Genomic DNA, 18,586 nt, shown 5'->3' with positions numbered 1-18,586 from the left:
CGTGGGAGGTGGTTGGCGGACACCCGGATTTCAGATAAGTTAGGCAAGGCTTACCTAAGGAGATTCGGGATGGGTGACAGTCAGACCTGGGCGGCCGAGCCCGCCGCGGCGGAACGCGCGCGTTCGGTGCTTGCCGCCGCGTGGTCGTGCGCGGTGACCGCGGACGGCGGTCGTGAGGAGTTCGTCGGCGCGCACACCGTAGGCGAGGACGGCCGGGTGGTCCTGGACGTGCCGGCCGACAGCGCGCTGCTCGCCGCCGCCGTCTGCGCACCGCGCGGTGAGCCGTCGGCCGTACTGGAGTTCGCCGACGTCTCGCCCGTCCCCGTACGCAACCGGATCCGCGCCCGGCTGTGGATGGCCGGCTGGTTCACCGCCGAGGACGAGCAGCTCGCGTTCCGCCCGACGCGCGTGGTCCTGCGCCAGACGTCCGGTGCCACCGTCGTCGACCTCACCGAGTTCGCCGCCGCCGCGCCCGACCCGCTGGCGACTGCCGAGGCCGAGCTGCTGACCCATCTCGCCGACTGCCACGGTGACGCCGTCGAGCGCCTCACCCGCCTGGTCGAGCCGGACAGCCTGCACGGCGCCCTCAGCGTCCGGCCGCTCGCCGTCGACCGGCACGGAATCACCCTGCGCATCGAGCGGGTCCGCACCCACGGCGACGTACGGCTGGCGTTCCACGAGCCCGCCGACTCGGTGTCCCAGCTCACCGAGCGCATGCACATCCTGCTCACCCAGGCCGGTGCCGCCTCCTGCCCGCGCGCACTACAGCGGCAGCGCACAGACGGCGACGGGTGACGCGAACGGCTGGCCCGCGAGCCGCAGTTCACCGCTCGCGCGGTCGACGTGGAAGACGCTGACCGTACTCGACCGCTGGTTCGCCGCGAACAGCAGGTTCCCGCCCGGCGCGAGGGCGATGTGGCGCGGGAAGTCGCCCGCGACCGGAACCGTGTCGAGGAGCCGGAGACGGGCACCGCCCGCCTCCACGGCGTACCGCGTCAGGCTGTTGTGCCCACGGTTCGCCAGATACGCGTACCGCCCGTCCGGAGTCACCACGAACTGGGCCGGGTAGCTCGTGGCCGCCCCCGTCCCCGTGGACTGTGCCTCCCCGATGTCCAGGCGGCCGGTGGCGGGGGAGTAGCCGCAGACGGCGACCGTGTTGTCGACCTCGTTGGCGAGATACGCGTACCGGCCGCCGGGATGGAAGGTGAGGTGACGGGGGCCGGCGCCCGGGCGGGTCCGGGCGCGCGAGACCTCGGTGAGCGTGCCGCGTCCGCTGTCCAGGCGGTAGGTGTAGACCGTGTCCGTGCCCAGATCGACCGCGAGAACATGGCCGCCGTCCGGGCTGGTGACGAACTGGTGCGCGTGCGGGCCCTGTTGACCCGGGCCCGGTGCGGGACTGGAGTGCGTGACCAGGTCGGTGCGCTCACCGAGCGCGCCCGAGGTGTCGATGGGGTGCACCGCCACGCTGCCGGAGCCGTAGTTGGCGCTGAGCAGCCAGCGCCCGCTCGGATGGACCGACAGATGGCACGGTGCCGACCCGCCGGTCCCGCGCGTGCCGAGCACCTGATGGCCGCGCCCCTCGCCGTCGCGCCGGATCGCGGTCACGCCGCCGTCCTCGCGCTCGTTCACCGCGTACAGGGTGCGGCCGTCCGGGTGTGCGGCGAGATAGGACGGGTCGGCCACGCCCGTGAGGGTTCCCGCGCCGGTGACACGTCCCGAGACCGGATCGTAGGTCGCGAGACCGATGCCGGTGCCGCCCCCCTCGACGGAGGTGTAGGTGCCGAGGAGAAGCGGGCGAGGGCCGGTCGGCGCGGAGTGTGCGGACTCAGGCGTCGGCGCGGGGGCGGGTGAGTCCGGTGCGGGGGCGCGCTCCACCGGGACGGCCGTCATCGCCCGCGCCGGCACGGACGCCGTCGCGGCCGTCCCCGCCGCCGCACCCACGAACCGGCGCCTGCTCCAGCCGTCGCGCGCGCCCCGCGCCGGTTCCGTATCACCGCTCATACCTGCACCCCGGGTCTCGGTCGCCTCAGCCGTCACCCGGCAACTCTGACGCGGATCCCCCGTCGCGCGCAAGAGAAGCAATGCGCGTTGCGCATGCTGCAATGCCGGAACGGCTTACCAGTCCCCGTCCTCCACCGGCTTGCCCGTCAGCGGCTTCACCTGCCCGGGTGACGGCGCCTGCCAGGGCTCGTGGTCGTCGCCGAGCCAGTCGCCGACCGGCTGCACAGCGGCCAGCGGGTCCGTGGGGGCGAGGTCCTCGGCGTCCTGGTCGAAGTAGTCGAACCAGGGCAGGCCGGCCCGGGTGTACGCCGCGCGGTCCACGGGAGACGGGGGCGGGGCCTCGCCGGTGATGCGGCGCCACTCGGGCGGGGTCACCAGATGCACGAAGACGCGTCCGGCAGGCCGCTCCGACCACGCGGTGAGCGGCCGGTCGTCCCGGAACACCTCCTGGCGCATCGATCCGCCGACGCCCAGACCCATCGCCGCCCCAGACCGCTGCGGCCTCGCCGGGCCGCCGGGCGCCGCCGGAGCGGACATCGCCATCGGCGCCATGGGTACGGCCCCGCCGTACCCCCCGGTCCACGCGGTCGCCGTCCGCGCCCGCTCCGCCCGGCGCCGCTCCTCATCGCGCCACTTGGCCAGTTCCACGTCGGTCAGCGAGAACGACTGGAGCTGTACACCGCCCCACACCTCCTCGCCCGTGACCTGGCCCTCGACGGTCGCACCCAGCCCGAGCGGCACCGCCACGAACTGGCGGACCGTGCCCTTGCCGGAGTTGATGCCGTCCAGCCACGGCTGACGCGGCAGCACCACGTAGTTCTGCGGCTTCCCCGACAGCCGGTCGCTCCACGGCTCGCCCGACACCGCGCACACCTTGCCCACGCCCACCTGCAACGCGGCGGGCTGCGTCGTGCCGCCGAAGCTCAGCCACATCGCCTCGCGCAGATACACCGGCAGCAGCACGCCACCGCGCGCCCGCCAGGCCTCCGGCACCGTGTCGGCGTAGTCGGCGACCCGGCGCACCGGGAACTCGCCGAGCCCCGGCGGCAGCGCGTGCGTGCCGGTCTCCGGCAGGCGGAGAGTGCGGATGAACCGGACGGTCGCACCGCCCGGCAGCCGCAGCGTGTTCCCGTCGATCCGCACCTCGGAGTCACCCATGCGCAGCCCCCTCGATCCCAGTCGGTGCCAGTCGTCCTGTTCATGTGACTTCGACACGTGGTTCGTCACATAGAACGACGTGACACCGCCTCACGGTTCCTGCCCGGCACCCGCACGTACTTCCGCAGCCGGGTCACCCACGGCATCCGCTCCCGCTCCTCACGCGTGCAGCGGTCCAGCTCCTCAAGGAGCCGCCGCGAGCGGTGCTCGGTGTCCAGCTCGTCGAGGATGCGGTTGACCTCGGTCAGGACGGCACCGTGCAAGTGCCACTGGGCAGTGATCTCGGCGTTCTGCCGGACCTCCGCCAGGAGCAGCTGGGCCAGCCTGTCGCGGGTCGCCGTCGCGGCCCGCAGTTCGGTGGCCAGCCGGCTCTCCGCCGACTCGGCGCTGACACTGACGTCGGTGGTGACGAGGACCGCGAAACTGACCACGGCGTCGGCGATCTCGGCCAGCAGCCGCTCCAGCGCGGCGCCCGTCTCCGGGGCGAACAGCGGGTCGGGCTCCCGTTCCTTGGCCAGGTCGGTGAGGCTGCGGGCGAGGACACGCAGGACGACCGTGCAGATCTCCAGGGTGTCCAGGCCGGTGCGCAGCACCACCCGGTGCAGCAGGCCCTCCCGGACGCGCGGGTTGAGCCGCAGGCTGTCCTCGGCCTGCTTCAGCGCCGCGTCCACCTCGACGATGTCGTGGTCGAGCCGGCGGGCCTCGTGCAGCCGGGCGGTCGCGTGGTCCACCGGGGTGCGTCCGGCGGCCTCCTCGCCCATACGCAGCATCAGCTGCCGTACCCGGCGCGCCAGACCCTCGATGGACTCACCGGCCGCGTCCACCCACACCGGGGGAGCGAACAGCAGGTTGAAGGCGAGCCCGACGGCAGCGCCGATCACGGTCTCCAGCACCCGCGCCCAGGCCGTGTCCCCGACCCGGGTGACGCCCAGCACCAGCATCGCGCTGATCGCCACCTCGGGCACGAACTCACTGACCCGCACCAGATGCCCGACCGCCAGCGAGGCCAGGATGATCAGTCCCAGACTCCACCAGGTGAGACCGACCAGCACACTGAAGCCGATCGCGATGACGACGCCGGCGACCACGGAGTTCACCCGGCGGATGCCCGTGGTGATCGTGGCGTACAGGGTGACCTGGACGACCAGCAGGGCCGTCAGCGGGGCGGTGAGCGGAGCGGCCTCGGGGCTGACGCGGAGCGCGACGACGTAGGCGATCGTCGCCGCGGCCGCCGACCGCAGGGACTGGACGACCACGGGTTCGCGGTGCTTGCCGACGAACCGGACGACGGAAGCCGTCCACTCTCCAGGTACCACTCGCATGCGCGCGCACGCCTCCCTTCCCACAAACGGACCGAGCGTACTCACCGAAGTCCGTGGGCGCGCGTGATGCGGAAGGAGGTATTCCTCACGTGATCAGGGACGTTTCCTTCGTTGACCAAAAAATTGTGGATCTCCAAGGCCGCCGGATGATCTCCTGGTACGCATGGTGGACGACCCCGATTCCGCGCACACGAAAGCCCTCCGTCATGTCGCGGCCCTCTCCGCCGGCCCGGCCGTGCCCCCGGACCTGCGGGTGACCCTGAACTTCCACCCCGACCGGACGTTCCGCGACCTGCACCTGCTCAGGGCGCTGGCACAGGACGGTTTCTACCGCTCGCAGTTCGTCACCGGTACCAGCAACGGCGGACTCACCGCCCGCCCCGGCGGCGACCGCTGGCGCTGGGAGAGCCGGATGTTCGCCGAGGCGTACGACAGCGTGCCCGCCCACCAACGCCCGGTGTACGGGGCGTTGAACTTCCGCCGCCAAGTCGTGGGCGCCGCCCCGAGATTCGGTTCCTCGCACTTCCGGCTGACCGGCGCCGCCCTCGCGCGGGCCACCTTCTGCTACCCGGACAGCGCGGCTCTGCCCGCCCACTTCGGGGTCGCCGCCGGTATGTCCCTCCTGGCCCTCGCGGAGGCGGACACGCAGGACGCGCTCGACGACTACATCGAGGCCCAGGTGCACGGCCCCGTCGAGCTCGCCCGGGACGTCGAGGCGCTGGTCCTCGACGCGAGCTATCGCGGTACCCCGGTGGAGCAGGCGGCGCGTGCCCTGCCCGTACCGCTCGAATGGCATCCCGGATACCGGCTCTCCATAAGCGAGTTGCGCCGTCACGCCGACTACCGGGGGCCCGAGTACGTCGAACTGGGAGCCCGGATCGCCGAGGACGGACACCTCGACCCACGGATCATCGGCGACGCGGCCCGCACCGGCCGGCACGAACCGCAGGACCTGAAGAAGGTGTGGCACTGCCTCGCCCGGTTCGGCGCCCCCGAAGGTGCGGGGACCGCCCACCGCGTCGCTACCGCGTAGCGGCGGAGCCGTCTCCTCGCACGTTCCGTACCCTGTTCCGGGGTTGTACGCAGGGCGCGGGCGCGCCCGTTGAGACAGAGGAGGCACGGGTGACCGATTCGTGGGAGCGGGCCAGACAGGTCCTCGTAGCGGCGGGACTGCCCCCGGACGGCCTCGTGGACTGCCGTCCGCTCACCGGCGGAACGTACAACACCGTGGAGGACCTCCGGCTGGTCGACGGCAGCAGGTACGTCCTCAAGATCCCACCGCCCGAAACGGTGCCTGGACTGCGCCACGAGTCCCAACTGCTGCTTTCTGAGGCCGAGTTCTACCGAGCCGCCGGCACGGTCGGCGTACCCGCGCCGAGCGTCGTGGCCGTCGGGGACGGTCACCTGCTGATGACCGCCTGCCCGGGCGATCCGTGGGACGACTCCACCACCGGCGCCGAACGGGCGCTCCTGCGAGCTGAACTCGGCGGCCTGGTGGCCCGGCTGCACCAGGTCACCGGGCCCGCCTTCGGCTACCCCTCCGGCGCCCTCGGCCCCCTCGCCCCCGACTGGCGTACGGCGTTCACGGCGATGCTCGACGCCGTGCTCGACGACGCCGTGCGCTACGACGCGTGGCTGCCGGTCCCGGTGGACGAGGTGGCCCGGTCCGTCCGGGCCGCGTACGACGCCCTGGACGAGGTCACCGTTCCCCAGTTGGTCCACTTCGACCTCTGGGACGGGAACATCCTGGTGGACCGTTCGGCGGGCGCTCCCCGGGTCGGCGGTCTCATCGACGGTGAGCGCATGTTCTGGGGCGACCCGGTGGCCGACTTCGTGTCGCTGGCGCTGCTGGGGGACATCAGGGCCGACGCGGAGTTCCTGACGGGATATCAGGAGGCTGGCGGGCAGGCCGAGTTCGACGACGCGACCTGCCGGCGGCTCGCCCTGTACCGCGCCTACCTGTACCTGATCATGCTGACCGAGACGGTGCCGCGGGCTGTGGGGGAGGAGCGCGTGCGGTGGACGCGGGAAGTGGTGGGACCCGCGCTGACGGCCGCGCTGGCCGATCTCTGACCCGCGCACCGTCCGCGCCGGTCCGCGAAAGGGTCGCCCCGTGCGGCGGGGGATGATCGGGTCATGAGTGAGATCATCCTGATGTCCGACGCGAAGGTCGCCGCCGTTCCCGTCGAGGAGTGCGGTGAGCGGCTGGTGGAGGTGCGAGGCGCGCTGCTCACCGACGACCGGCAGCAACGGGCGTCCGGCGGCGCACAGTTCACGCTGCGGCAGGGCGTCCTCGACCGGCTGCTCGACGCGCAGGCGTTGCTCCCCGACGGCATACGGCTGCTGTTCGTCGAGGGCTACCGGCCGCCCGCCCTGCAACGCCGGTACTTCGAGGACTACTCCGCCGAACTGCGGGCCCAGCACCCGGACTGGTCCGGCGACCGGCTCCGCTCCGCCGCCAGCCGCTATGTCTCCCCGCCCGAGATCGCCCCGCACAGCGCGGGCGCCGCCGTCGACCTGACCCTCGTCGACGCCGACGGCCGTGAACTCGACCTGGGCACCGTCATGAACGCCAGCCCCGAGGCCAGCGAGGGCGCCTGCTACACACACGCCGAGACCATCGGCGCCGAGGCCCGCGCCCACCGGGAGATCCTGGGCAAGGCGCTGAGCGGGGCCGGACTGGTCAACTACCCCACGGAGTGGTGGCACTGGTCGTACGGCGACCGGTACTGGGCCCTGACCACCGGCGCCCCCGCCGCGCTGTACGGCCCCGCGGAACCCGGCACAGGCTCATCCTGACCAGTGGGTGTGTGGGCCGGCCGTCCACTGGTCAGACGGCGAACGCGTCGACGCCGGTGAGCCGTGCCGACAGCTCCCACAGCCGCGCCGCCTCCCCGGTGTCGACCGCGTAGTCACGTACGCCGCCGCGCTCGTCGCCGGCCACGGCGGGCTCGGCGATGTCGCAGTCCTCCAGGTAGACGCCGCCCATCCCGGCCAGCTGCGGGGAGGTCGCGGCCCACACCTGGGTGGCCGCACCCTGCTGAGGCGTCTTGAAGCCCGTCAGTTCGAGCAGCTTGCCCTCGGGGTCCCGCCAGCCGCGCTCGATCTGCTCGGCGACGGGGATATGGCGCTGGAGCGGGGTGAAGATGGCGCCGGGGTGCAGGGAGAAGGCCCGTACACCCGTGTCGCGGCCGAGGCTGTCCAGGTGGACGGCGAACAGCACGTTCGCCGTTTTCGCCTGGCCGTACGCCTGCCACTTGTCGTAGTCGCGCTGCCAGTGCACGTCGTCCCAGCGGATGCCGGAGAAGTGGTGGCCGCGCGAGGAGACCGAGACGACGCGTGCCCCGCCGGGCGCGAGGGCCGGCCACAGCCGGTTGACGAGCGCGAAGTGGCCGAGGTGGTTGGTGGCGAACTGGGCCTCCCAGCCGGGGCCGACCCTCGTCTCGGGGCAGGCCATGATCCCGGCGTTGTCGATCACGAGGTCGAGAGGGCGCCCGGAGGCGAGAAAGCGGTCGGCGAAGGCGCGCACGCTCTCCAGGTCGCCGAGGTCGAGCGCGTCCACCTCGACGCCGTCGATGCCGGCCAGCGCCTCACGCGCGGCCTCCGGGCGGCGGGCGGGTACGACGACCCGGGCGCCCGCCTTGGTGAGGGCGCGGGTCGTCTCCAGGCCGAGACCCGAGTAGCCGCCCGTGACGAGCGCGAGCCGGCCGGTGAGGTCGATGCCCGCGAGGACGTCGTCGGCGGTGCTCCGGGCGTCGAAGCCCGAACCGATCTTGTGCTGTGCGGTGGTCATGCCCAACACGCTACGAACTGGAGCCCACTCGAAGTCAAGCCGCACCGCCACCCTCTCCGAGGCCTGGCGGCACGCCTGCGCTCCCGTGTCCAGGCCGGCAGGTCGGGCACCGGCCGGGTCGTGACCAGCTCGGTACGGCGCACTCTTCGGCCCGGGCGCGGCCGTGGTCCTGCCGGTGGGAGCACACTCGAGGTCAAGCCGCGCCGCCGCCCTCTCCGAGGCCCGGCGGCAGCCTGCGGACCTGTGTCCAGGCCGGCAGGTCGTCCACCTCGGCCCGGGCGCGGCCGTGGTCCTGCCGGTGGGAGCGGGCTCGAAGTCAAGCCGCGCCGTCGCCCTCTCCGAGGCCCGGCGGCAGCCTGCGGTCCTGTGTCCAGGCCGGCAGGTCGTCCACCTCGGCCCGGGCGCGGCCGTGGTCCTGCCGGTGGGAGCACACTCGAGGTCAAGCCGCGCCGTCGCCCTCTCCGAGGCCCGGCGGCAGCCTGCGGTCCTGTGTCCAGGCCAGCAGGTCGTCCGCCGGCCAGGTCGTGACCACCCGCTCGGGGGGTACGCCGCACTCCTCCGCCCGGGCGCAGCCGTGGATCTGCCAGTCCAGCTGGCCGGGGGCGTGCGCGTCGGTGTCGACCGCGAACAGCGCGCCCGCCGCCACGGCGCGGCGCAGCAGCCGGCGCGGTGGGTCGAGCCGCTCGGGACGGCTGTTGATCTCCACGGCCGTGCCCGTCTCGGCGCACGCGGCGAACACCGCGTCCGCGTCGAACTCCGACTCGGGCCGCTCCCGGCCCCCGCCCCGCTTGCCTCGCCCGCCACCGCCACCCCGGGGCTCCTCCCCGACGAGCAGCCGCCCGGTGCAGTGCCCGAGCACGTCCGAGTGCGGATCGCGTACGGCGGCCACCATCCGGCGGGTCATCGAGCGCGCGTCCATGCGCAGCTTGGAGTGCACCGACACCACCACGACGTCCAGCAGGTCCAGGAGCTCCGGATCCTGGTCCAGCGAGCCGTCGTCGAGGATGTCGCACTCGATGCCGGTGAGCAGCCGGAAGGGAGCCCAGGTCGCGTTGAGCTCCTCGACCAGGGCCAACTGTTCGCGGAGCCGCTCGGCGGACAACCCGTTCGCCACTGTCAGCCGCGGTGAGTGATCGGTGAGCACGGCCCACTCGTGCCCGAGCCGCGCCGCCGTGCGGCCCATCTCCTCGACCGGGCTGCCGCCGTCCGACCAGTCGGAGTGCAGATGACAGTCCCCACGCAGCAGCGCCCGCAGCCGCTCCCCGCCCCGGAGTGGCGGGGCCACCCCCTGCTCGCGCTCCAGCTTCTCCAGATAGGCGGGCACCTGCCCGGCCAGCGCCTCCCGCACCACCTGCGCGGTCTTCGGGCCGATGCCCTTCAGGGACTCCAGCGTGCCGGTGCCGGCCCGCTGCCGGATCTCCTCGGGCGACAGCTCCGCCAGCACGTCGATCGCGGTGCGGAAGGCGCGTACGCGGTACGTGGGGGCCAGGGAGCGCTCCAGCAGGAAGGCGATCCGGTCCAGCGCCTCGACGGGATCCATCGCCATGGCCATCGTCACCTCCGTCTCCAGCGTCGCCCGGGCTCGTCGCCTCCGCACCACGAGGGGGCGGAGGCGACCGTTCCGGAACTGTCCGTGGCCGGTACATGATGGCCGAAATCGCTCTACGCTCGACGCATGACCGAAATAGCGAGCCCGTACATCTCCCGTCCGCGGATCATGGTGCTCGGGGTACAGCCGGGCATCCCGCCGTTCCGGATCGTGGAGATCGACGGTGAGGTGGTCGGAGCGGCGCGCACGCTCACCGATGTGCTGAGGGTGGCCGCAGCGGCCGGCATCACGGTCCATGACCTCGACGATCCGGACACGGTCCGCTGGGTCGGCGGCGACAAGCTCACCTGGACGAGGCGGAGGTAGCCGCTTCGGGCGACCGGCGGACCGTCTCCCGGTTACACCCGCTGCCGCTTCGGCGCGTGCACCGCGCGGCTGACGCGACGGCCGAGGAGCAGATAGCCGATCAGCGCGCCCGTGGTGTTGAGGATGACGTCGTCGATGTCGAAGGCGCGTCCGGTGATCAGCGCGCCCTGGGCCACCTCGACCATGAGCATGACGGTCGCGGTCAGGAACAGCACCCGCAGAACTCCCCGCGTCCGGGGCGCCACCACGGGCATCAGGACGCCGAAGGGCACGCCGAGGAGGATGTTTCCGCCGATCTGGCGTACGGCGTCCCGCAGTTCGGGTTGGTCCAGGTAGGCGCGCAACGAACGGCCCGGATGGAGGTTGTTGTGGGTCAGCGCCACGGACGCCGGGGACGGCTCCAGGGTCAGCCGGGCCAGGATCACGGCGAACGCCACCATGAACAGAAAGGCGCACAGAATCGTCAGCACCCGTGCCAGGAAGGCGAACGGGCGACGTTTCGCCGGAGCCTGCGCGGGCGGCTTCGGGGAGGCCTTCGCGCCCTTCGCGGTCCTGGGTGTCTTCGCGGTCTTCGACGCGGACCTGGGCCCCGACTTCGGCGGGGACTTGGGACTGGCCTTCGGCGGGCTCTCGGGCGGCTTGCTCTCGGCCTTCGCGGGGCGCAGGCGCAGCGCGGCGAGAGCGCGCGGAGCTGATCGGGCCATCAAAGTCCTCCGGTCTTCAACTGATCCCCGTGCAAGGTCAGTTACCCCCGGACAGGCCGAGGATTCCGCTCCGGCCCGCCCGGATCCCAGGACCCGGGCGGGCCGACTCCTCTCAGGTCCCGTACGTCACCTTCACCTCCGTGAAGCCGAGGGAGCCGAGCAGGCCCTTGAGCATGCTGGTCGTGTTCTGCTCGGCGCGCGCGGTCAGTTCGCTCTCCTTCGCCGCGTCGCCGATGTGCCGGGCCGCCAGTTTCTGGACCGCCTGTTCGTCGTTCGGGTTGTCGGAGAAGAGATCGGTGATCCGGTCGAAGATTCCGCGCTGTTTGGAGACCGCGTACGAGCGGTCGGGGTCCAGGGCGGGCTTTCCGAGCGCCGCGTGCGGCAGTCGGAGCGACGCGGAGGTGCGGTCCCCGTTGACCGTCACGTCGTTCTTCGCGACCTTGCCGAGATCGACGTAGGCGTCGACCGTGCCGGCACCCACATAAAGCACCCGGGTGCCCTTGATCGCGTCGGGCAGGTACTTGGTGTCCTTCTCGAGGTCCACGACGACCTGGAAGTTGCCGGACGCCGCGTCGTAACGGCTCATGTCCTGGATGGATTCGAGGAGCGCGGGCCCTGAACGGTCGTGCGTCTCCTCACCGAAGATGTCCCCCAGCACCGGCAGCACCGCCAGCCGGAGCCCGGCCAGCAGCAGCGCGAACACCAACACCACGGCACTCAGCACCTTGGCCCAGAGGGGCATGCGCCGCACGGCCTTGATGGACGTCGTCATGGCGACGGACCTCCTTCTTCCTTCGTACTGAGACGGATGCCCGCCAAATGCCTTGCCAGACCGTCCTGTTGACGTATCGGAACAATTGAGAGGGGGTGGGCCTGCCGGAGCGCGCGGTCGCCCGACACACGTGACCACCACATTCCCTCGCCGTGCGTCAGCCCCGGCAACCGCAGCTCGGCCTCGCGCACGCACCGGGCCGCCAGTTCGCCGGTGAGATGCCAGCCGCCGGCGACACCCGTGGTCCGGCCGAACTCCGCGCCGAGGGACACGAGCAGACCGGTCACCGGCGCCGGCGCGGTCGACGGGATCTTGAATGGGTGAGACAGTCACTCCGGGAGGGCGGCGGGGCGGTGGACGCGGTCATAACGTGCCGGACGTGGCCTCGGGCAGCCCCAGGACCGCGTCCAGGGACGCGGCAGGCGGCAGCACCCTGGCCAGGCCGGTGACCTTGAGGACGCGCAGGGTGAGTGGGTGCGTGCAGACCAGCTGGAGCCGGCCGTCGTTGGCGAGCACCCGGTGCCGGGCCCGGTACAGCAGGCGCAGTCCCGAGCAGTCGAAGAACTCGACGTCCGTCAGGTCGATCACGATCCGGGCGTCGGGATGACCGGTGGCCGCGTCCAGGTGCGGGATGATCTCGACGGCTGCGGCGATGTCGATCTCGCCGTGGAACTCCAGCACCGTGTGGCCGCGGTCCTGGTGGACACGTAGATACCGGGTGGGCGGTGCAGGATCCTGCTGCACGACTACATCGCCTCCAACCGGCTGCTGTGGTGGCGGGACCCGCCGGTCACCGGGCACGGCGTGACGTCGTACGGCGAGCGTGGACGTGCTTCCGGTTCCCGGGTGAGCGCAACTGAGCTCCCCGCCCTGCAAGTTACCCCCGATGGAGTGAATTTGAGCATGTTCGATTGACATATGTCTTCGAAATTGACGCGTGTCTCCCACACGTCTTCGCGTGAGCTGTGGGGCGGGGCTACGACAGCGCGTGCCAGGCCTTGGACAGCGACTGCCGGAACTGGTCCGCCTGGTGCGACGTGAGGTCGCGGATCATCCGCTCCTCCAGCTCCCGTACGGGCTCCGTGAAGCGGTCCAGCAGCGCGCGGCCGACGTCGGTCAGCAGGATCAGCAGCTCGCGGCGATTGTGCGGATTGCGCTCCCGGCGCACGAGTCCGCGGTTCTCCAGGGACCGGACGAGGTCGGCGATGGACTGTGCGGTGACGAACGAGTCGCGGGCCAGCTGGGCCGCCGAGAGGCCGTCGTGTCGCTCCAGGACGGTGAGCGCTGTGTACTGGAGTGCGGTGATTCCGGCAGGCCTGACCAGCTCGTCCAGATGGGAGCGCACAATGAGCTCCACTTGTTTGACCATGTAGAGCAGTGAGGGGGGCGCCTTGGTGCTGACCATGGATTCAGATTAGAGCATTGACAGGAAACCTGTCTGTAACCAAACTGCGGACCAACAGGAATCCTGTTGATTGACATCTTGGCAATGAGGCTGAGGAGCGGTGATGACCACCTTCGAGATCGAACCCGGGCGACTGTTCGTCGGAGGACAGTGGCGCGAGGCGGCGGACGGAGCGCGTACCGAGGTGGTCGACCCGTCCCGGGGCACGGTCGTCACGACCGTCGCGGAGGCCTCGGCGGCCGACGTGGACGCGGCCGTACGTGCCGCGCGCGAGGCCTTCGACAACGGCCCGTGGGCCACGACGACCGGACGGGAACGCGGCCGGATCCTGAACCGGGTCGCCCAGCTGATCCGGGAGAACGCGGATGAGATCGCGCGGCTGGAGAGCCTCGACGTGGGCAAGCCGATCAGCCTGTGCCACGCCGTCGACGTGACCAACGCGGCCAACGACTACGAGTACTTCGCCGCCCTCGCCTTCTCCCTGGACGGCGCGACCCGCGAGACGGTCCACAACGCCCTCGCCTACACCAAGCGCGAGGCCATCGGCGTCGTCGCAGCGATCACACCCTTCAACTTCCCGCTGATCCTGGCCGGTTCGAAGCTGGGCCCGGCGCTCGCCGCCGGCAACACGGTGGTGCACAAGCCCGCCGACGAGACCCCGCTCAGCGCCCTCTACATGGCCAGGCTGTTCCAGGAGGCGGGCGTCCCGGACGGCGTCGTCAACGTCGTCACCGGCGCCGGCCCGGTCGCCGGCGAGGCGCTGCTGCGGCACGGCGGCGTCGACAAGATCGCCTTCACCGGCTCCACCGCCGTCGGCCGCCATGTGGCGAGCGCCGCGGGCGAGGCGCTCAAGCCGGTCACCATGGAGCTGGGCGGCAACGCGGCGCACATCGTCTTCGAGGACGCCGACGTCGAGAAGGCGGTCGGCGCGGTCATCAAGGGCTTCGTCTTCAACACCGGCCAGTTCTGCATGGGCGGCCCGCGACTGCTGGTCGCGCGCCCGGTGTACGAGACCCTGATCGGCATCCTGGCCGAGGCGGTGCCCGGTGTGCCGGTGGGCGACCCGCGGCAGCCCGAGACCGTGGTCGGTCCCATGGCGGGGGAGAAGCATCTGCGCAAGGTCGAGGAGTACGTGGCGCTGGCCCGCAAGGAGGGCGCGCGGATCGTCTGCGGCGGCGAGCGGCTCGACCTGGACGGCGGCTACTACTACAAGCCGACCGTGATCGCCGACCTGACGAACGACTCCCGGGTCGTCCAGGAGGAGATCTTCGGGCCGGTCCTCACCGTCCAGCCCTTCGACTCCGAGGACGAGGCGGTCCAGCTCGCCAACTCCACCCCGTACGGCCTGGCTTCGGGCGTCCAGACCACCAACCTGGCCCGCGCCCACCGGGTCGCGAACCGGCTCCAGGCGGGCATCGTCTGGATCAACGACTGGGCGATGCTCGATCCCGCGATCCCCTTCGGCGGCGTCAAGGACTCCGGTTTCGGCCGGGAGTACGGCTCCGAAGCGCTCGCCGCCTACACCAAGGTCAAGTCCGTCGTCGTCTCGCTCGACTGAGCGCCCCGTCAATTCGTCTGCTCGTAAAGGGAGTTCAGGATGTCCATCACCACCCGCGCCGCCGTCGTCGAGTCCGGCGGTGCGCCCTTCACCCTCTCCGATGTCCAACTGGCCGAGCCCGCGCCCACCGAGGCACTCGTACGGCTGGTCGCCACTGGTCTGTGTCACACGGACCTCGGTGTGGCGAGCGGCGGACTGCCCTTTCCCCTCCCCGGAGTTCTGGGGCACGAGGGCGCGGGCGTCGTCGAGGCGGTCGGCTCCGCCGTCACCGGCATCGAGCCCGGCGACCACGTCGTCCTGTCCTTCACCTCCTGCGGCGCCTGCCGCAACTGCCGTGCCGGGCACCCCGCGTACTGCGTGGCGTGGCTGCCGCTGAACCTCCTCGGCGGCCGACGGGCCGACGGCACCGCCACGATCAGCCGTGACGGCACGGAGCTGGGCGGCCACTTCTTCGGCCAGTCCTCATTCGCGGAGCGGGCGTTGGTCGACCAGCGCAGCCTGGTCAAGGTCGACCCCGAGGTACCGCTGGAGTCCATCGCCCCGCTGGGCTGCGGCGTCCAGACGGGTGTCGGCGCCGTCTGGAACGTGCTGAAGCCGGGCCTGGGCAGCACGGTCCTCGTCCTCGGCGCCGGCGCGGTGGGTCTCTCCGCGGTCATGGCGGCGGCCCTCACCCCCGCGACCAGGATCATCGCCGTGGACAGGGTCGGCGAACGTCTGTCGCTGGCCAAGGAGTTGGGCGCCACCCACACGATCAACGCGGGCGAGGCCGATCTCGCCGAGGCCGTCGCGAGCATCACCGACGGCCGGGGCGCCGACGGCGTCGTCGAGACCACCGGCAACGTCACCGTCCTGCGCCAGGGTGTCGACGCGCTCGCCCAGCGAGGCACGCTCGTGGTGGTCGGCGCCCCTCCCTTCGGCACCGAAGTCGCCCTGGACGTCAACGGGATGCTCTCCGGCAAGCGCGTGGTGGGCCTCACCCTGGGCGACGCGGAGACGCAGTCCTTCATCCCGGACCTGGTCGACCTGGTGAAGGCGGGCCGGCTCCCGCTGGACCGCCTGATCAGCACCTACCCGTTCGCGGACATCGACCAGGCCGTACGGGACATGAGCGCGGGCAAGACGATCAAGCCGGTACTCACGTTCGGCCCTTAGCCCGTCCGGCGTTTGAGGACGAGACCCCTTCAGGGCCGACAGGGGGGTCTGGGGGCGCAGCCCCCAGGGACGGGACTGGTAGGGGCGGCGGGGGCGAAATCCCCTACCGGCTCCGATGCAGCGCCACCAGCAACTGCCACACCTGGTGGGCGATCTCCTCCGACGTCGCCTCGATCCGCCCGTGCAGCCAGTCCGCCAGGACCCCGGCGAACGTGGCGGCCACCGCGGAGGCGACCAGCGGAGCGTCCGCCGCGCCCGCGAGTTCCCGCTCCGCGAGGCTCCGCGCGCGCAGGTCCCGGTGCAGTACCTGGCCCAGCGGGCCTCCGCCGCCCGGGCTCAGCAGGGCCCGGTACAGCGCGGTGTGCGGGGTGAGGTCCGCGAAGAACTCCACCAGCGCGGCCGGGGCGATCATCGGATCGGGCCGGCCGCGCCAGGCGTGCAGGGCGTCCACGGCCTCCCGTACGACATCGGCGCAGGCGTCGACGGCCAGCGCCTCCAGGTCGGGGTAGTGGACGTAGAACGTGGCCCGGCCGACCCCCGCCCGGCGGACCAACGCGGCGACGCCGATCTCCGCCAGCGGGTGTTCGGCGCACTCCGCGAGGAGGGCCGCACGGAGTTTCGCCCGGGTGCGAGCGGCCCGCGGATCCTCCGGCGCGCCGCGCGTCACCGCGCGACGAGGACGGCGGCCAGGGCGATCGCACCGGGCAGCGCCTGGGCGAACAGGATGCGCCGGTTCGCCGTCGCGGCGCCGTAGACGCCCGCCACGATCACACAGGACAGGAAGAAGACCTGCGCCCGGAACCCGGTCGGATCGGCGGCGATGAGCCCCCAGACCAGGCCCGCCGCGAGAAACCCGTTGTAGAGCCCCTGGTTGGCGGCCATGGCGGCGGTCGCACGGGACATCTCCGCGTCGAAGCCATGGAACTTGCGCCCGGGCGGGCGCTGCCACAGGAACATCTCCATCACCAGGATGTACAGGTGCAGCGCGGCCACCAGACCGACCAGCACATTCGCGACCGTCTCCATGCTCGGCAATCTCCTACGTCAGGCCGTCAGGCTTCTGAGAGCCACTTCTTGGACAGGTGTCCATCATGGGCAGGTGGCCAGCATACATGGACAGATGTCCATGAGGAGAAATGCCCGCGGGGCCGCGGTCAGGCGGCGCCCTCCGCCGCGTAGACCCTCTCGCCGCCCACGTAGGTGAGTGCCACCCTCGTCTCCGCGATCGCCTCCGGCGGGCCGGCGTACGGATCGCGGTCGAGGATCGTCAGGTCGGCCAGTGCCCCGGCGCGCACGCTGCCCGTGTCGTCCAGATGGTTGGCGTAGGCCGAACCCGCGGTGTACGCCGTGAGCGCGGCCGTCAGGCCGATGCGTTCGGCAGGGAGGAACACGCGGGAGGAGGGGGAGCCAGGGGCCGCGCGGTTGACGGCGACGTGGATCGCCTGGAGCGGGTCGGGGCTGCTGACCGGCCAGTCGCTGCCCGCCGCCAGCATGGCCCCGGAGCGGAGCAGCGCGCCGAACGGGTACTGCCACCCGGCCCGTTCGGGCCCGAGGAAGGGGATCGTCAGGTCGTCCATCTGAGGTTCGTGCATCGCCCACAGCGCCTGGATGTTCGCGACCGCGCCGAGCCGGGCGAAACGCGGCACGTCGTCCGGGTGCACCACCTGGAGGTGGGCCAGCTGCGGCCGGGTGTCGCTCGGCCCGTTCGCCGCGCGCGCGGCCTCTACGGCGTCCAGGGCGTCGCGTACCGCCCGGTCGCCCAGCGCGTGGAAGTGGCACTGGAAGCCCAGGGCGTCCAACTGCGTGACGTACTTGGGCAGTTCGGCCGCGTCCACGAAGCTCGTGCCCCGGTTGGCCGTGACACAGCCGCACTTGTCGAGGTACGGGTCGAGCAGCGCGGCCGTGCCCGTCTCGGCGACCCCGTCCAGCATCAGCTTCACGCTGCCCGCCCGGAACCTGCCCCGGCTCAACGCGGCCCGCCGCTCCACGAGTTCGGGGATCTGCTCGGCCCCGCGTTCCCGGTCCCACCACAGCGCGCCGACCACCCGCGCGGTCAGCGAACCGTCCCGGACGGCGGCGAGGTAGGTCTCGGAGGGGTCCTCCATACCGAGGAACGAGCCGACCAGCGCGTCCTGCCAGGCCGTGACGCCGAGCGAGTGCAGCCGGCACTGCGCGGACAGCAGGGCCGCCAGCCGCTCCGCCGCCGTGACCGGCGGGGTCAGCCGGCCCACGTACTCCATGGCGCCTTCCTGAAGCATGCCGGTCGGCTCGCCGGAGGCGTCCCGCTCGAAGCGGCCGTCCGCCGGGTCCGGCGTGTCCCGGGTGACCCCCGCGAGTTCGAGGGCTCGGGTGTTCACCCAGGCCCCGTGATGGTCCCGGTTGGGCAGGTACACCGGCCGGTCCGGGACCACGGCGTCCAGCGACTCCCGGGTGGGCGTGCCCCCTTCGAAGGCCTCCATGGACCAGCCGCCGCCCGTGATCCACTCCCGCTCGGGGTGCGCGAGGGCGTACGCGCGGACGGCGGCCACCGTGTCCTCGGCGGTCTTCGTGCCGGTCAGATCGCACTGGGTGAGTTCGAGACCGGCCGGCAGCGGATGGACGTGGGCGTCCTGGAACCCGGGCAGAAGGAGCCGCCCGGCGAGATCGACCACCTCGGTCCCCGCCCCGATCAGATCGCGCACCTCGTCCCGGCCCACGGCGGTGATCCGCCCGCCGGTGACCGCGACGGCCGTGGGGCTCCCGGGAGCGAAGACGGGGCCGCCGGTGAAGAGGAGGTCAGCGTGCATGTTCCGTTCCTTGCTGGGGT

The 18,586-nt window shown here is 71.9% G+C and carries 20 protein-coding genes; 7 read left to right on the top strand and 13 right to left on the bottom strand.

Annotated elements, in window-relative coordinates:
- Window positions 1-69: 69 nt before the first annotated feature.
- Window positions 70-795, top strand: a complete 726-nt coding sequence (locus QA861_RS03700) for a DUF2470 domain-containing protein (RefSeq protein WP_334586737.1) — start codon at window positions 70-72, stop codon at window positions 793-795.
- Here QA861_RS03700 and QA861_RS03695 read toward each other — a convergent pair.
- The 3 genes from QA861_RS03695 to QA861_RS03685 form a co-directional block, all read right to left on the bottom strand.
- A complete protein-coding gene (locus tag QA861_RS03695) occupies window positions 763-2,001 on the bottom strand; it encodes a lactonase family protein (protein WP_334586736.1) in 1,239 nt (412 codons plus the stop codon). The genes QA861_RS03700 and QA861_RS03695 overlap by 33 nt on opposite strands.
- Before the next feature lie 114 nt (window positions 2,002-2,115).
- Window positions 2,116-3,159 (bottom strand): hypothetical protein, encoded by a 1,044-nt coding sequence (locus QA861_RS03690; protein WP_334586735.1) that lies wholly within the window; start codon window positions 3,157-3,159, stop codon window positions 2,116-2,118.
- 65 nt (window positions 3,160-3,224) lie between these two features.
- Window positions 3,225-4,481, bottom strand: coding sequence for an FUSC family protein (locus QA861_RS03685; protein WP_334586734.1), 1,257 nt, complete (start codon window positions 4,479-4,481; stop codon window positions 3,225-3,227).
- 163 nt (window positions 4,482-4,644) lie between these two features.
- Here QA861_RS03685 and QA861_RS03680 point away from each other — a divergent pair, with 163 nt between their 5' ends.
- The 3 genes from QA861_RS03680 to QA861_RS03670 all read left to right on the top strand — a co-directional run bounded on the left by QA861_RS03680 (window position 4,645) and on the right by QA861_RS03670 (window position 7,280).
- Window positions 4,645-5,514, top strand: a complete 870-nt coding sequence (locus tag QA861_RS03680; protein ID WP_334586733.1) for a DUF3626 domain-containing protein — start codon at window positions 4,645-4,647, stop codon at window positions 5,512-5,514.
- Between the two features lie 89 nt (window positions 5,515-5,603).
- Window positions 5,604-6,554 carry a phosphotransferase family protein gene (locus QA861_RS03675; protein WP_334586732.1) on the top strand — a complete coding sequence of 317 codons (951 nt, stop codon included), beginning with the start codon at window positions 5,604-5,606 and terminating at the stop codon, window positions 6,552-6,554.
- A gap of 63 nt (window positions 6,555-6,617) precedes the next feature.
- Window positions 6,618-7,280, top strand: coding sequence for a M15 family metallopeptidase (locus tag QA861_RS03670; protein WP_334586731.1), 663 nt, complete (start codon window positions 6,618-6,620; stop codon window positions 7,278-7,280).
- A gap of 31 nt (window positions 7,281-7,311) precedes the next feature.
- On the opposite strand, the gene QA861_RS03665 is transcribed toward QA861_RS03670, so the two are convergent.
- Window positions 7,312-8,274 carry an SDR family NAD(P)-dependent oxidoreductase gene (locus tag QA861_RS03665; RefSeq protein WP_334586730.1) on the bottom strand — a complete coding sequence of 321 codons (963 nt, stop codon included), beginning with the start codon at window positions 8,272-8,274 and terminating at the stop codon, window positions 7,312-7,314.
- Window positions 8,275-8,713: 439 nt separating this feature from the next.
- Window positions 8,714-9,814 (bottom strand): PHP domain-containing protein, encoded by a 1,101-nt coding sequence (locus tag QA861_RS03660; protein ID WP_334590442.1) that lies wholly within the window; start codon window positions 9,812-9,814, stop codon window positions 8,714-8,716.
- Window positions 9,815-9,949: 135 nt separating this feature from the next.
- Here QA861_RS03660 and QA861_RS03655 point away from each other — a divergent pair, with 135 nt between their 5' ends.
- On the top strand, window positions 9,950-10,189 hold the full coding sequence (locus QA861_RS03655; RefSeq protein WP_334586729.1) for a hypothetical protein: 240 nt from the start codon (window positions 9,950-9,952) through the stop codon (window positions 10,187-10,189).
- Between the two features lie 32 nt (window positions 10,190-10,221).
- Here the strand turns inward: QA861_RS03655 and QA861_RS03650 are convergent, their stop codons facing one another.
- The 5 genes from QA861_RS03650 to QA861_RS03630 all read right to left on the bottom strand — a co-directional run bounded on the left by QA861_RS03650 (window position 10,222) and on the right by QA861_RS03630 (window position 13,070).
- Window positions 10,222-10,893 carry a VanZ family protein gene (locus QA861_RS03650; protein ID WP_334586728.1) on the bottom strand — a complete coding sequence of 224 codons (672 nt, stop codon included), beginning with the start codon at window positions 10,891-10,893 and terminating at the stop codon, window positions 10,222-10,224.
- A 112-nt stretch (window positions 10,894-11,005) separates the two neighbouring features.
- Window positions 11,006-11,665, bottom strand: coding sequence for a DUF4230 domain-containing protein (locus tag QA861_RS03645; protein ID WP_334586727.1), 660 nt, complete (start codon window positions 11,663-11,665; stop codon window positions 11,006-11,008).
- On the bottom strand, window positions 11,662-11,952 hold the full coding sequence (locus QA861_RS46975; protein WP_443041436.1) for a hypothetical protein: 291 nt from the start codon (window positions 11,950-11,952) through the stop codon (window positions 11,662-11,664). Before QA861_RS46975 ends, QA861_RS03645 begins: the two co-directional genes overlap by 4 nt.
- 76 nt (window positions 11,953-12,028) lie before the next feature.
- The gene (locus QA861_RS03635) at window positions 12,029-12,409 is read right to left on the bottom strand and encodes an anti-sigma factor antagonist (protein ID WP_334586726.1); all 381 of its coding nucleotides are present in this window, start codon (window positions 12,407-12,409) and stop codon (window positions 12,029-12,031) included.
- 232 nt (window positions 12,410-12,641) lie between these two features.
- Complete coding sequence (locus tag QA861_RS03630) at window positions 12,642-13,070, bottom strand: MarR family winged helix-turn-helix transcriptional regulator (RefSeq protein ID WP_334586725.1); 429 nt, start codon at window positions 13,068-13,070, stop codon at window positions 12,642-12,644.
- Between the two features lie 103 nt (window positions 13,071-13,173).
- Between QA861_RS03630 and QA861_RS03625 the strand changes: the two genes are divergently transcribed.
- Complete coding sequence (locus QA861_RS03625) at window positions 13,174-14,628, top strand: aldehyde dehydrogenase family protein (protein WP_334586724.1); 1,455 nt, start codon at window positions 13,174-13,176, stop codon at window positions 14,626-14,628.
- A 39-nt stretch (window positions 14,629-14,667) separates the two neighbouring features.
- The gene (locus tag QA861_RS03620; RefSeq protein ID WP_334586723.1) at window positions 14,668-15,780 is read left to right on the top strand and encodes an NAD(P)-dependent alcohol dehydrogenase; all 1,113 of its coding nucleotides are present in this window, start codon (window positions 14,668-14,670) and stop codon (window positions 15,778-15,780) included.
- A 103-nt stretch (window positions 15,781-15,883) separates the two neighbouring features.
- Here QA861_RS03620 and QA861_RS03615 read toward each other — a convergent pair whose 3' ends face one another.
- The 3 genes from QA861_RS03615 to QA861_RS03605 form a co-directional block, all read right to left on the bottom strand.
- Window positions 15,884-16,447: a TetR/AcrR family transcriptional regulator gene (locus QA861_RS03615; RefSeq protein WP_334586722.1), complete on the bottom strand. Its 564-nt coding sequence runs from the start codon at window positions 16,445-16,447 to the stop codon at window positions 15,884-15,886.
- The gene (locus QA861_RS03610; RefSeq protein ID WP_006378097.1) at window positions 16,444-16,806 is read right to left on the bottom strand and encodes a DUF1304 domain-containing protein; all 363 of its coding nucleotides are present in this window, start codon (window positions 16,804-16,806) and stop codon (window positions 16,444-16,446) included. Before QA861_RS03610 ends, QA861_RS03615 begins: the two co-directional genes overlap by 4 nt.
- Window positions 16,807-16,934: 128 nt before the next feature.
- Window positions 16,935-18,566, bottom strand: coding sequence for an amidohydrolase (locus QA861_RS03605; protein ID WP_334586721.1), 1,632 nt, complete (start codon window positions 18,564-18,566; stop codon window positions 16,935-16,937).
- Between the last annotated feature and the right edge of the window lie 20 nt (window positions 18,567-18,586).

The organism is Streptomyces sp. B21-083, assembly GCF_036898825.1.
Taxonomy (GTDB): domain Bacteria; phylum Actinomycetota; class Actinomycetes; order Streptomycetales; family Streptomycetaceae; genus Streptomyces.
The sequence above is the reverse complement of the archived record's forward strand: the minus strand, read 5'-3'. Positions and strand labels throughout refer to the sequence as shown.

Coding starts and splice junctions, on each gene's coding strand:
- QA861_RS03700 (WP_334586737.1), top strand. CDS start 70: ATGGGTGACAGTCAGACCTGGGCGGCCGAGCCCGCCGCGGCGGAACGC.
- QA861_RS03695 (WP_334586736.1), bottom strand. CDS start 2,001: ATGAGCGGTGATACGGAACCGGCGCGGGGCGCGCGCGACGGCTGGAGC.
- QA861_RS03690 (WP_334586735.1), bottom strand. CDS start 3,159: ATGGGTGACTCCGAGGTGCGGATCGACGGGAACACGCTGCGGCTGCCG.
- QA861_RS03685 (WP_334586734.1), bottom strand. CDS start 4,481: ATGCGAGTGGTACCTGGAGAGTGGACGGCTTCCGTCGTCCGGTTCGTC.
- QA861_RS03680 (WP_334586733.1), top strand. CDS start 4,645: ATGGTGGACGACCCCGATTCCGCGCACACGAAAGCCCTCCGTCATGTC.
- QA861_RS03670 (WP_334586731.1), top strand. CDS start 6,618: ATGAGTGAGATCATCCTGATGTCCGACGCGAAGGTCGCCGCCGTTCCC.
- QA861_RS03665 (WP_334586730.1), bottom strand. CDS start 8,274: ATGACCACCGCACAGCACAAGATCGGTTCGGGCTTCGACGCCCGGAGC.
- QA861_RS03660 (WP_334590442.1), bottom strand. CDS start 9,814: ATGGATCCCGTCGAGGCGCTGGACCGGATCGCCTTCCTGCTGGAGCGC.
- QA861_RS03655 (WP_334586729.1), top strand. CDS start 9,950: ATGACCGAAATAGCGAGCCCGTACATCTCCCGTCCGCGGATCATGGTG.
- QA861_RS03650 (WP_334586728.1), bottom strand. CDS start 10,893: ATGGCCCGATCAGCTCCGCGCGCTCTCGCCGCGCTGCGCCTGCGCCCC.
- QA861_RS03645 (WP_334586727.1), bottom strand. CDS start 11,665: ATGACGACGTCCATCAAGGCCGTGCGGCGCATGCCCCTCTGGGCCAAG.
- QA861_RS03630 (WP_334586725.1), bottom strand. CDS start 13,070: ATGGTCAGCACCAAGGCGCCCCCCTCACTGCTCTACATGGTCAAACAA.
- QA861_RS03625 (WP_334586724.1), top strand. CDS start 13,174: ATGACCACCTTCGAGATCGAACCCGGGCGACTGTTCGTCGGAGGACAG.
- QA861_RS03620 (WP_334586723.1), top strand. CDS start 14,668: ATGTCCATCACCACCCGCGCCGCCGTCGTCGAGTCCGGCGGTGCGCCC.
- QA861_RS03610 (WP_006378097.1), bottom strand. CDS start 16,806: ATGGAGACGGTCGCGAATGTGCTGGTCGGTCTGGTGGCCGCGCTGCAC.
- QA861_RS03605 (WP_334586721.1), bottom strand. CDS start 18,566: ATGCACGCTGACCTCCTCTTCACCGGCGGCCCCGTCTTCGCTCCCGGG.